Source organism: Flavobacterium sp. AC105 (assembly GCF_979258495.1).
Map to the genome: position 1 here is coordinate 3,051,435 of NZ_OZ409860.1, position 14,492 is coordinate 3,065,926.

Genomic DNA, 14,492 nt, shown 5'->3' on the forward strand with positions numbered 1-14,492 from the left:
TTTAAAAGGCATAACGCGTTACCTCTTTTTACCCCCTGAAGTATCAAGAAACTTGCGAAATGCCAATAAATAGAACGGTTATTTTGTTTTTTGAATGCCTAAAAGATTTCGGCAAGTTCTGCGATGTTTGTTTTTTCTAACTTGCCATACTCCATTTTAAGCAAAGTATCTGCGGTATTATAATATCTGTCGTCGTGCGTGATTGCGATGATTGTTTTATCCTCATCTTCAACCAGTATCGGAATAATTTCAGTATAAAATTTATGTCTGAAATGCGGGTCCTGATCTGCAGCCCATTCGTCGAGCACAATTATAGGTCTGTCTTCTAAAAGTGTATTGATTAAAGCGATTCGTTTGCGTTGTCCGGTAGATAAATGCGTGGTCGAAAAATAGCCGTCTTTTATATGAACTTTCCCTTCTAATTCAAATAATTTCAGGTATTTATTTATTTTATCATAATCCAGGTTTGTGATTCCGTAAAACTCATCAAACAAATAAAAATCACTAAAAACCGGGGCAAAAAGGTTTTTTATTTTCTCTAATTCTTCCAGCGGAACTAATTCTCCATCAATATAAGCTTCTCCTTTATCGAGATTATAAAGATTTAAAACCGTATTGATAAAAGTCGTTTTTCCTTCGCCGTTTCCGCCATATACATACACAACTTCATTTCGTTTAATATCAAAATTAATTGGCCCGACAGAAAACTGGTCTTCACCAAAAGAAAAGGAATAATTGCGTATTTTCAGGTTCGAAAAATTTCTGTATTGTCCCTTATTATCAACCTGCTGCATTTTTTCCATTTTTGTGAGATCTTTTCTAAGTTTCTTCATTTTTTTAAGCGAAACCAATGCCCTGTTCATAACCGGAATAATCGTCATTACGCTTACAATTGGTCCCATTAAATACAATAAAACAAACGTAAAACTCACTTTGATCGCAACTGGAGTTTGAAACACGGATCCTGAAAATACCAGAATAAACGAAATCAAACCGTAGAATAATAACTGACTTATAATCTCGCTGTTCAGGTATTTTAAAAGTGCTGTTACATATTTAGTTTCTCCGGTTGTAGCGACTTTCATTAGTTTCTGATCGTAAATCTGAGTTCCTTTATCGGCATTTATATTAATTTCTTTTGCTCCGTTAAGAATGCTGTTAAAAATCGCTATAAATGTTTTTTCGAGATCTCTTACTTCTTTTAATTGCTTATTACTGGACTTGGACCTAAAGGCGTAAATTAATACGCCAAGCGCTATAACAACCGCGCTGACCGCTAATAATTTTAAGGATAAAAAAGCCATATAAACCAAACACGCCAGAATAAGAATAATCGAAGAAAAGAAGGTAATTATCATTAATGATGCATTCGAAATATTGTTTACATCTGTGGTTAATGTGGCGTAAACTTCTTCTTTATATTCCTGAAGTTTTCTGTAAGGCGCTTTCAGAATGAGTTTTATGACATCTTTTCTCATGTCCCAGTATATTTTTTGGGATAACCTGATAATCCCGGCTGCGAGCCATCTGCGCGAAATAAAAAAGACAACTATTGTACCCATAAATAAATACAGATAGTTTTCCGGCGTTAGGGTTTCTGTTGCAGTAATCGAATTGCTTATGATTTTATTAATAATTGTTATAAAGGCAAATCCTGATAATCCTGAAATTATAGCCAGTAGAGAATATCCTATTAAGGGTCTTAAAGGTATAAGTTTAGAATTGCTAATTTCTGATATATTATTTTCCATGTCTATTGTTTAAAAATTTACAAATAATCCCCTGCCCCACAACGCAGCGTTCTTATTTATTTGATTTAATTTCAGGTGGGATAATGTCGCTTTCGCGGAAGTATAACAAGAATATAATTTCTGTTTAGAAGTCGACCAATGAATAAACAGCGCATTCGTTAATGATTTTTGCGACTGCTTTTACCTGACGGTGAATAAAGAAATGGTTTCCGGGCAAGATCCTGTAATCGAATCTTTTACTGGTATAATTTTTCCAGTTTGCGATCTGCGTTACGGTTTCTTCCTGATCGCCCATTACGGCCAGAATTGGCGTATTTATGACAAGTCCAATCTCCGAATGTTTGTATTTTTCCAGAATTTCAAAATCGGCTCTCATAATCGGACTGAAATAATTATACAGTTCTTCATCTTCGAGTATTTCTTCGGGAACACCACCTAAAGATCTCAGTTCTTTTTTCAAATCATGATCGCTTAAGGCGTGTCTTTCTTTGTCATTATAGGAAACGCCCGGTCCCGGATTACCGGAAACAATTAACATATTGGGCGCATCCAGCTGTTCTTCCATTTCTTTTACGACTGATAATCCTAAAGTCGCGCCCATACTATGTCCGTAGATAATATAAGGCTGATTGGTGTTTCTTAGTTTTTTAATTTGAGAAACATAATCCTGAACGGCAGCTGTTTTTTTAAAAAGGTGTGATTCCTGATTTCTTTTGCCTCTTCCGGGAAGTTCTAAGGCCTGAAATTCAAAATTATGCTGAATTTCTGGTCTTAAAAAATCAAAAGAGTAGCAGCTTCCTCCTGCAAAATGCAATAAAAATATCTGTATTTTTTGATTTGAATACATAGCTTTATTTTTTTAAGATGTTACAATAATCTTATTGTCTGTTACTTTGATGTTCTTTTCTGTTTTTTATTTTGTTAAACCTGTAGTTGAAATTAAGGTTCCATCTTGCTGCGTTAAAATTGACCATTTGTCTTACTACAAAATCATCAGCAACAGTTGTTTCGGTTGTTTTTCTGGTGTTAAAAATATTACTTACACCAAGTGTTAATGTCGCATTGTTGCTAAATAATGATTTCCCTAAAGCCATATTCAGATAATAATACGATTTGGTGCTGGTTTGCGCATTGCTTACCGGTGCCTGATATTCGAATTTACTCTGAAACGTAAAATCCTTCGGAAACTTAATCTGGCTTAATAATGTTGCAGTCCAGGTTTCGTTAGAATAATCCATATTGGTGTTTTCTATAGTTCCTTCCTGACTAAAGCTGTATGCATTAATTTCTGCATTAAGAGAAAGCCATTTTACAGGTGCATACTGAGCCGAGATTTCTAGGCCATAACGTGTTTCCTGATCCAGATTTACGATGACAGTTTCAAAAACACCTTCACTATTTTGTGAAGTAAAGTATTGAAAATTATTTCTGGTTTTCGAATAGTATAACGACGGATTCAGAACCAATCCTTTTATTTTACTTAAAATTCCTAACTCCACACCATCTGTCAAAGAAGGCAAAAGACGAATGTTTCCGAAAATTCGGGAGTTAAAATCCTGCAATTCCGGAAAAGGATTTAACTGATCTAAATTGGGTCTGTTGATTCTCTGGCTGTAATTTAACTGAGCCGTTGTTTTTCGGATACCGGATAACTTAAATTCACAGACGGAAACAATCTTGTATACGTACTATCTCTTAAAACACCGCCTGTATTCTGGTTTTTAATTTCGATTTTTGTGTACTCCGTTCTTAATCCCAACTGATAACTTAATTTGCTGATTTTATTCCCATATTGAATATAGCCGCCTACGATTTGTTCTTTATAATCCAAACCATTGTTAAAACCGTCGATTGGCGTTATGGTTCCTCCATCATCTTCATTTGCTGCAAAATCTGTAGAAACTAATCTGTTTTCGACTTTAACCCCGGCTTCAAAATTGGCTGTTTCGCTTAAAGGCGTAACATAATCAGCTTGTACGACAATATCATCGCTTGATCTATTTGATTTTGTGTTTATTACAGATAGATCATCCGTATCAGGAACAACTGTTCTTCTTTCAATATCAAAATATTTTGTACTGTTCCAAAAATCATATTGAAAATCTACTGTAAATTTTCTTTGCGGTTTTTTGAAGGTTTTGGTATAATTAAATTCCAATTGATTGTAGCTTCTGTCCTCTTTCGAATCTGCAATCGTCTGAATTTGTGAATCCTGAATACCTTGTCCTGAAAATTTATAGTTTAACGTATTCTTGTCTAAATCTTTTGTACCATTACTGTAAAATGCTGCTGTAATCGAATTGTTATCATTTATAAAATAATCCATTCCCACATACGCTAATCGGCCGTCATCATGTCTTTTCTGATCTTCTCGCTGATCTAAGAAAATTTCGCTTCCGCTTGACGTACTTACCTGATTTCTGGTATTAAGTCCTACATAATCTGTATAACGAATTCCAAAATTGGAAAACAAATTGAATTTTCCTTTTTTATAATTAATACTTCCCAATACACGGCTGTCAAAAGGAACTCCTCCTACCAAAGTCAAACTTCCGCTTAAATCCTGTTTTGTATTCTTTTTAAGAATAATATTTATAATTCCGGCAGATCCTGCGGCATCATAACGTGATGACGGATTTGTAATTACTTCTATGTTTTTTATTGATTCGGCTGGAATTTGCTGTAATCCCTGTATAGATGTTAAACCGGATTTTCGTCCGTTAATCAAAATAAGCACATTACTATTTCCTCTTAAACTTACCGCTCCGGAAGGTTCTACTCTTACGGCAGGAACATTATCCAAAACTTGTGTTGCAGATCCTCCTTTTGAGATTAAATCTTTGCCGACATCAAAAACTTTTTTATCGAGTTTTAAAGATACCTGAGAAGTTTCTGAGGTTACAACAACTTCATTAAGAGACGTTACATCCGATTTTAACCGAACGGTTCCAAGATTAATTTTTGGTTTGGAACCATCAATTGTTAATGGAATGATTGAAGGCTGAAAACCTATAAATTGAAATTCAACGGTGTATTTACCGGCTTTAATACCTTCAATGCTAAAGTCTCCCTTATCATTGGTGATCACAGTTTCTACAACCAATGACTCCTGCTTTAGGATTACAGAAGCATATCCTAACTTTTCGTTTGGATCCTCGGCAGAAAGTGTTCCGGATATTTGAGTCAAGGTCTGGGCGGATAGGGATGACATACATAGCAATATTAATGCATACAGGGATATATATTTTAACATGATAGCTTAATTAATTATTAACAGTTATTTGATTTGATATTAGGTCTTTACAATGATGATTCAATATTTACTTTATGCAAGGACAAGTTCATTTTTGTACTCAACAATTTTTTCTCCGAATAATCTTTCCGGCGTTATATTATTAGCTAAACAATATTCTAAAAGCTTGTTTGACTCTACAATCGGAATAGATTCGTCTGTGTATTTTATAGAGCTGATGTATTTAAGCCAAGGCTCCATACCCATAGCATATACAAAGACTTCGCTTGGTTTAAACACATCTACAAGTGCTTTTGCCTGTGCAAAATTACATCCGGCCAATCGTCTTGATTCGTCTTTGTCCCTTGCCAAATTCTCCGGCATTAATGGTCCGTATAACCAGGTTAATGGCGCTCCTTCACATTCCATACCTAAGAAAATAATGTTTATATCGCCCACAACTTTATGAATACGTTCGTATAATTTTGGAGATACATTGCAGGAATCTGCGGCAAAAAGCACTTTTAATCCGTCCTGATACGCAACGTGGTGACATAATTTACTACGCACATCAAGATCACAATGTTCGCCTACGAATGGTAATCCTGTGATGGAACAATCATCAAAATGGATCGTTTCCATTTCTCCCAGTTCTATGATGTTTTTAAAACCTATTCTTTCGAACATTAATTTAAGGTTTGGATCCTGAAGAAAACCGCCGTTACTTTTAGGAACAATGATGTTTTTAATCTTGCGTCTTAATCGCAATAAAGTTTCAAAAAGAATATGATCCTGATGATTGTGCGTTACCAAAACATAATCTATAGATTCAGGCAAATCATCATAAGAATATCTTGAAATATCAGACTCATAACCGTAACTAACTAAAGGATCGGCAAGTATTGTTGTGTTTTTGGTTTCGGTAAGAATACAAGCGTGTCCAAAATATCTTGTAAGTACGCCATCGCCAGAATATCTCTCGTATTTTTTAGCTTTTTCTGTTGTAAAAAAGGATTTAAATAACGGAATATCTTCGTCTTCGATTTCAAATATTTCGGCGATTTCCCTGAATGTTTTTGGATGATCTTCCATTTCGAATAATTGGTCAATCTTTTCACTTTTAAAAGGCAAATTGATTCTTAAAATATCATCTCCGGGTAATTTTGGCGTACTCAATACAAATGATCTTGAATCATCATCATGTACTAAAAATAAATTGAAACTCTGAAGCGATTCTTTATAAAATTCTGTTTCATATAACAACGATTCAAAAAAGCGGAAAGAAGGATTATTATTGATATCATAAACCAATTCTACAAGTCCTTGCAAACTCTCCGGAATTTTGTTGTATAAATCTGTAAGTGCATATCCTTTGGCTTCTTTTTTAAGAAGATCGTTAAGGGCGAATATATCTTCTCTAAATTCAAAAAGATTAGCACATTGCTCATTTGTATTGTCAATAAGTCCTTTGATTTCATCGACTCTTTTTCCGTCATAATCGATAAAAGGCCCGCCTAACATTTTTGGTGTTTTTACCGCTGCAGCGTGAATCATAGGATTTTGAACATACGATGTCATGATTTTCAAATGACGGTCTTTAATATTCATCGCAGCTGTTGCAGGCGAGATTAAGTGAGGCCAGGCGTACCAGTTGTCTACTAAAGGTTCTATGGCTAAATTTCTTTTAATGTATACTAAATCATTATTTTGTATTTCCATCTTTTTTAAATTTTCTGGTTATTTATTAAATATTATTGTTTTCTAGATTAATTCTTTTGAAAGTTGAAACAGGTATTTTTTAAGGTCAAAATCGTTAGAAAATGATGCATTGTATTGTTCCAAAGAGCAGGATATACTAACCTCAAAACCATTTGAATACACATTACAAACTAAATCGATACCTTCAGTAAAGTCGTTTTTGTAATAAATTGTTTTGTCTGCTGTAACCGGGGCTGCAAATTGTTTTTCTTTTTCATTATGAATAAAATTTACAAGCCCTCCTATTTCACTTTTTACCGAAACCCCGAACTTTTGTTTCAGGTCTTCGCAGATAATTTCATAAGGGATTTGCTGGTGCAAAAGCGCATCCATATAAGTACCGAATACTGTTTTTGCGTACGTTTCATTTCCTTTATCCGAAGATTTTAAAACCGGCAAAGGCAAAAAGTTATTGACAACGCCCAGTATTTTATGACTTTCTAAAATATCTGTTTTTAATTCGCGGGCTTTTACTAAAACCAGTTGCAATGCTTTATCACTGTGTTTGTTAAGCATTAATTGATGCAGTGCGATAAAAAATGCTGACGGCGTTAAACCTGCTGTGCCAATTATTTTCGAAAAATCTTTAAAGTCATCACCCGAGATCCAGCTTGTTTGCTGTACGCAATCCTGTAATCCAGTTAAATTGTTGTCTTTTTTATCTTTTGTGATAACATTTTTCAAGGTTTCCTGCCAGTAATTTCGATCAGCATTTCCTTCTGCCGATTGTAAAAAGGAGTCTTGCCAGACGGCGAAATCAAAATAGTTTACATAATTGGTTGCTACAGATTCTCCGTTAAAATACGCTCTCAGGTTTTTAAGCAAAATTGCATTTGTCGATGCATCTGTTACGGCGTGATGAATACTGATATATAAATAAGAATTTTGATTTTGAATTTTTTCATCCTGAATTAGAAGTACTCTGATCAAAGCTCCATCCATTACATCAAAAGGTTTTGAAAGTAAAGCTGTAAGCTGTTCTTCTATTATTGCTGATTCCTGATAAACATCGATTTTAACTTCTGATGCAGCTACAATACGCTGTTTTACAAGTTCATTTTCTTTATAAAATTGAGTTCTTAAAACCGGGAACATGTCTGTAAACGATTTCAACTTGTTTAAAAGTTCTTGTTTGGATGAAAATTTAGCTGTAACAATTGGACCAATAATACCTTGTGACATTGTTTTGCCCAGAATAAAAAGCTGGTTTGCCGTTACCTGAAAATCAGTAGCTGTATTGTTTTTTAAATACCCATTTTCAATATCACGATCTACGGCTATATCCAGTTGATTTTTAATTTCATCGTTCTTTTGTAAAAACGGAATCAAGTCTTCCAATTTAGGGTTCAGGATAATATCTCTTACACGAAGTGCGTAACCATTTTGTCTCAATTTCGAAAAGACTTGTATTGATTTTATAGAATCGCCTCCCAAACTGAAAAAATCATCTGTAATACCAATGTTTTCTATTCCCAGAACTTCTTCCCAAATCGAAACTAATTTCTTTTCTATTGCTGTTTTTGGCGCAACATATTCGTTTTTGATAAGATCTGCAGTATTCAAACCTGGCAGCATTTTTCTGTCTACTTTTCCGGTTGCGGTTAACGAAAACTTTTCGATTTGCACATAATAAGACGGCACCATATAATCCGGAAGAAACTTCTTCAAATTATCACGTAATTCTTTTTTGTCTAATGCTGCATCACTTGTGAAATAAGCGATTAAGGAGATATTTCCTTCTATGTTTTTGGCCTGAACTACTGCTCTTTCCACAAGAGAATTCGTTTCGATTACCGTTTCAATTTCGCCTAATTCTACACGATGTCCGTTTATTTTGATCTGGTCATCTTTTCGTCCGGCGCATTCTACCGTACCATCAGGAAGCCATCTTCCTAAATCTCCAGTTCTGTAGATTCTTCCTGCTCCAAACGGATTTTTTATGAATTTTTCTGCTGTTAATTCCGGACGGTTTAAATAACCGCGCGCTAATCCGTCGCCGCCAATGCAAATCTCGCCTACAACTCCTATTGGCTGCAACGCTAAAGAATCTGAAAGGATATAAATGCTTTCGTTGTGTAATGGTTTTCCAATGCTTAAACGATCGCTCTTTTTAATATCTAAACTGGTACTCCAGATTGTAGTTTCCGTTGGTCCGTAAACATTCACAATATCTACATTTTGATAAGATGAAATATTGTCAAAAATCTTTTTAGGAAAAGCTTCTCCGCCAATTAATAATTGTTTTACAGAAAGCAAATCAGTAATAGGTAAAAAATTAAAGATCTGGTTGAATCTTGAAGGTGTAATTTGTAAAACTTCTACTTTATTTTTGTTTAAGTTTTCTGCAAATAAATCCGGAAACATTAATTCTTCCAACGATAAAAACACCAGTTTTCTGCCGCTGCACAAAGTTCCGAATATTTCTAAAAATGAAATATCAAATACCACATTTGTTGTTCCGGCAATTACGTTATAATCCTTAAAACTTAAACCGTGATCTGTATTTTCTAAAAATGAAACGGCGTTTTTGTGCGTGATCATTACCCCTTTCGGATTCCCTGTAGATCCCGAAGTATAAATAACATAGATCAGATTATCTGCACCTAAATTTACTTCCGGAAGTTCACTTGAATACGAAGCAGAATTCGTTTTAAAATCTTCAATTAAATTTTCATCGATCGTAATTTTGCATTTACTGTCCTGGTTTAAATACGCAATTCTTTCTTCCGGATACGTAGGATCTATTGGCAAATAAGCGCCTCCGGTTTTTAATACGGCTAATAAGGATACGATCAGCCATTCGCTTCTTTCTAATTGTACGGCAAGTAAATCTTCTGTTTCAATTCTATATTCTGAAAGTAAATAATTTGCTAATTTATTTGATAAAACATCTAATTCTTTATATGTAAACTCTTTATTTTCAAATACTAAAGCGATATTATTTGGTGTAAGATTAACATTTTCCTGAAACAAATCTACTATCGTACTTTTTTGTGGATATGCTGCCTGAGTATCATTAAAATCAAATAATAATTGTTCTTTTTCTGCTCTGGACAAATAATCAATTTCCTGAATTGGCGCATCTGGATTAGAAACAATTTCTTCTGTTAATTGTCTAAAATGGGTCAATAATCCTGTCGCATATTCAGGTTCAAAAACATCTGTATTGTAGACCAGATTGCAGCATAAATGATCTCCTTCTTCAACAAAATTAATGTCTAAATCTGTTAATACAGAGGTTTCTCCTACTGGTTTTATGTTTTTAATCTGCGTTTCATCGACATCATAATGCTGACTGTTATCGATCGCATTCTGAAGCAAAATCATCACATCAAAAAGCGGAGATCTCGTCATGTCAATTTTATAATCAATCAGTTTTAATAAATGGTTGAAAGGATAAAACTGACAGTCTAAAGCATTTAAAGTATTTTCTTTTACAGTATCAAAAAAAGTATTGAAAGATTGCTCCGGATTAATTTGATTGCGCAACGGTATGGAGTTGATATAACAGCCAATCTGCTCTTTCAAATCAGCGTGATCACGGCCTGCAACCGCGGTTCCTACAATGATATCTGTGCTGTTTGTGTATTTATAAAAAAGTACATTCCAAACCGCCAGTAATCCCATAAAAAGGCTTCCTTTTTTATCCGAACAAAGTTTTTTAAAGCTCGCTGTCGTTTCTTTAGAAAGATGAATTTTAAGTGCAAACCCGCTTACGGTTCTCACAGCTGGTCTGGTTTTGCTGGTTGTAAAGTTAATTACCGGCAATTCTCCCGAAAATGTATCTTTAAAATACGCTTCCTGACTTTTAAAAAGTCCTTTCGAAAGCTGTTCATTTTGCCAGACTGCATAATCTTTATAATGGATATTTAATTCCGGACGATCATTTGGCACGGCAAATTCAAAAGAGGCGTAGAAGGCAAAAATGTCTTTAAATAATACATCAAGAGACCAGGAATCGCTAATTACGTGGTGAATATTGCAATAAAAGATGAATTCGCGATCGTCTAATTGAAACAAATTCACTCGTATTAAAGGACCGTTTCCAATATCAAAAGGCTTTTTTATATCGCCTTTTGTAATCGTTTGTATAATTTCTTTTGCTTTCTCTAAAGTTCTTAAGTCAAAAAAATCTATTTTAAAATTGATTGCATCTTTATCTAAAATATATTGTCTTATCTGACCTTCTTCATTGATTTTAAATACGGTACGCAATGATTCGTGTCTTTCTACAGTACTATAAATGGCACGTTTAAAATTCTCAATATTGATTTCCTGTTTCAGGTGAATCGAATTAGGAACCGCATAATTAAAGCCTTTTGAATCTGCATCTGTAAATATCGAAGACAGCATTCTAAGCTGGCTTGACGACACTTCGTAACTATTTTGTACCTCAACTCTTGGAATATTATTTTGTCCTTTTGAAGACGAATATTTTGTTAGATAAGAAACAATTTCCTCTTTATTTTCTTTGATTTTTGAGATCAAAACCTGATCTATAACATCATCTTTAAAACCAAGTTTAAGATTTGTGCCATCCAATGATATTGTAATATTATTTTCTTGTATTTCGTTTAATAATTCGACCATTGTATTTTGTTTTTGGGTTTACAAGACAGTTTGCCTACAAATAATATTTTGTTTTTTTTCCGCTTTAAGCGAAAAAGAAAATGCTGTTTTTTAGATTGTCATGACAGATTTATAACTGTTTTCTTCCTGAATATCTGCCAGTTTTAATCGGATATCGATTTCTGCAGCCAATTCTTTTATGGTAGATTTTTGATAAAACTCTTTGATTTTAATATCGATATCAAATCTTTTCTGAATCAGTTTTAGCATCGTAACTCCTTTTAGGGAATTGCCGCCTAAAGCAAAAAAGTCATCTAAAATCCCAACCTCATCTTTACTGAAAAAGGTTTGCCACATTTCGGCTAGTTTTTCTTCTGTTTCGTTTGTTGGCGCTACATAATTGAATAATGGTCCCGCGTTTTCGTCCAGATCTTCCTGAAATGCCTCATTATCATCAAAATGTTCTAAGGCAAAAGCTGTTGCTGTGGCTGGTTTATCGGCTCCTGAAAGGTTAAAAAGTTCAAAAGGATTTACTTTTACAGGAAGTTTTGTTTTATTAAATGCATAACCCGGCATTGAAATTCTCGAAGGTTTTTGCGCTCCGTAATACGTTTCCCAGTCGATATCCAGTCCGTTGATCCATAATTCTCCTATTTTTTTCAGAAGATGTTCCTGATCGTTTATTTCCTGTTTTGGATGTCTGATCAGATTTACGGCTGTATTATTTGAACCTGAATTGTGTTTTTGCTGTTGGAAAAGTGTCGTTAATGTATTTCCCGGGCCAACTTCTATAAAAATGGTATTCGAATCTTTTAATAATGTCGCTAATCCATCAGAAAATCTTACTGTATTACGCAAATGATCGATCCAGTATTGCAATGATTTCGCTTCTTCCGTAGTAATTAATTCTCCTGTAAGGTTTGATACGAAAGGAATTTTAAGATCTGAGAATTCAACTTTTTCTAATTCCTCTCTGAATTCTTCCAAAACCGAATCCATTAAAAAGGAATGTCCACCTAGTGAAATTTTCAATTTGGAACATGAAATTTCTTCTGTTTCAAATATTTCCATAAGTCCGTCAATCGCATCTTCCAAACCTGATAAAACACAAGATTCCGGAGAATTAACAACTGCCAGAGCGATGTTTTCGTTTAAATATGCTTTTACTTTTTCTTCAGAAAGAGAAACACTCAACATGCTTCCTTTACGGGATTTATTCATTAATAAGGCACGTTTTGCAACTAATCTGAGTCCGGTTTCAAAAGAGAAAACTTCGCTTAAACACGCGGCAACATATTCGCCTGTACTATGTCCGATTAATTTATCAGGATGAATGCCCCAATGCATCATTAATTTCGCTAAAGCGTATTCAAAAACAAATACGATTGGCTGTGTAAACTCATTTTTGTTGATATCAAAACTTTTTTCAAGATCTGTATTTTCTTTATACAGGATTTTTGAAACATCGACTCCTGTCAATTCTTTAATGATCGAAAAACCTTCGTCCATAAGCTTTTTAAAATATGGCTCATTTTCATAAAGATCTCTTCCCATGTTCAGGTATTGCGCGCCTGAACCGGTACACATAAAGACTATTTTGCGTTTTTGTTCCAGTTTTCCTGAAAAAACTGCTGTACTAAATGGATCTTTTAAAATCTCAAGTGCTTTTTCTTTAGAATCGCTTACTAAAAATCTGTTGTACTTAAACTGATTTCTTCCAACCTGAAGCGAATATGCCATATCCTTGAAATTATCGCTTTCGTTATTTTCAAGAAATGAAATTAATTTTTCCTGATATGCATTTAAGGATCCTGCAGATTGTGCCGAAAAACGCAATAATTTATACGATGAATCTTCTGTTGTTTTGTTTTTTACCGGAGCTTCTTCTAAAACCACGTGGGCATTATTGCCGCCAATTCCAAAACTGCTTACACCCGCTCTTAAAGGCTGATTGTTAACCGAATCCCATTTTGATAATTCGGTTTGCACTTTAAAAGGACCGGATTTAAAATTAATTTCCGGATTTGGGTTTTTAAAATGCAAGGATGGCAGCAGCATTTTATTTTTTAAGGATAATGTCGTCTTGATAAATCCTGTAATTCCTGCCGCAGCATCAAGATGCCCCATATTTGTTTTTACAGATCCTAAAGCACATTGATGATTGGTATTGTAACCAAAAGATTTATTAAGCGCTTCAACCTCAATAGGATCGCCAAGTTTTGTTCCGGTTCCGTGCGCTTCGATATACGTGATCGATTCCGGTGTAACATCTGCAATTTGATGTGCTTGTTTGATGCACTCATATTGTCCGTTTATACTTGGCGCTGTGTACCCCACTTTTCTGTTTCCGTCATTATTAACAACCGAAGATCTGATTACCGCATAAATTTGATCGTTGTCTTTAATGGCATCTTCAAATCTTTTTAAAACCACAACTCCTGCTCCTTCTCCGGAAACAATTCCTGATGAATCTTCGTCGAAAGCTTTGCAGTGACCGTCTTTAGAATTTGTCATTCCTTCCTGATACAAATGTCCTTTGTAAGGTTTTGAATATATTCTGACACCGCCGGCAACTGCCATAGAACATTCTCTCATAAGCAAAGAACGGCTCGCCTGGTGAATGCCGACTAAAGAACTTGAACAGGCAGTATCTACATAATAACTTGGCCCTCTCAGGTTTAAATTATAAGAGATCAATGTGCTTATGAAATTTTTATTAGAGATTTGATTCAGAAAAAATGAATTTACGTTATCATTATTCGAAATCATCGTATACGCTCTCCAATTCATATTATCCGAAGCCGACAAATAAAGTCCAATTTTGTCTTTATATGTTTTTGGATTATATCCTGCATCTTCCAGACCCAGCCAAACTTGTTCGTGCATCATACGAATTTGAGGATCCATAGACATGGCTTCTTGTTTTGTATATCCAAAAAAAGAATAATCGAAACTATTGGGATCTTCCAGAAAGGCTTGTGCTTTTATTAAACCTGGGTTTGCAAGCTCCTGCTCGCTCATTCCTACGGCTTTTAATTCTTCATCGGAATAAAAATGAACTAATTCGTCTCCGTTCTTCAAATGTTCCCAGAATTCATTAATAGTAGTCGATTTAGGATATCTGCCTGAAATTCCAACAATAGCAATATCTTTTTTTCTATTATTATTTTCCATCGTAATTA

The 14,492-nt window shown here is 34.5% G+C and carries 5 protein-coding genes and 1 pseudogene; all 6 read right to left on the reverse strand.

What is annotated here, in order from left to right:
• Positions 1-98: 98 nt before the first annotated feature.
• Positions 99-1,751 (reverse strand): cyclic peptide export ABC transporter, encoded by a 1,653-nt coding sequence (locus ACZ0AH_RS12705; protein WP_463476164.1) that lies wholly within the window; start codon positions 1,749-1,751, stop codon positions 99-101.
• Positions 1,752-1,875: 124 nt separating this feature from the next.
• Positions 1,876-2,598, reverse strand: a complete 723-nt coding sequence (locus ACZ0AH_RS12710) for a thioesterase II family protein (RefSeq protein WP_463476165.1) — start codon at positions 2,596-2,598, stop codon at positions 1,876-1,878.
• Between the two features lie 31 nt (positions 2,599-2,629).
• Positions 2,630-5,004 (reverse strand): annotated as a pseudogene (locus ACZ0AH_RS12715) (TonB-dependent receptor).
• A gap of 72 nt (positions 5,005-5,076) precedes the next feature.
• Positions 5,077-6,702, reverse strand: a complete 1,626-nt coding sequence (locus tag ACZ0AH_RS12720) for an MBL fold metallo-hydrolase (protein ID WP_463476166.1) — start codon at positions 6,700-6,702, stop codon at positions 5,077-5,079.
• 42 nt (positions 6,703-6,744) lie between these two features.
• The gene (locus ACZ0AH_RS12725; protein ID WP_463476167.1) at positions 6,745-11,331 is read right to left on the reverse strand and encodes an amino acid adenylation domain-containing protein; all 4,587 of its coding nucleotides are present in this window, start codon (positions 11,329-11,331) and stop codon (positions 6,745-6,747) included.
• A gap of 90 nt (positions 11,332-11,421) precedes the next feature.
• Positions 11,422-14,484, reverse strand: a complete 3,063-nt coding sequence (locus ACZ0AH_RS12730) for a type I polyketide synthase (RefSeq protein WP_463476168.1) — start codon at positions 14,482-14,484, stop codon at positions 11,422-11,424.
• Positions 14,485-14,492 lie beyond the last annotated feature (8 nt).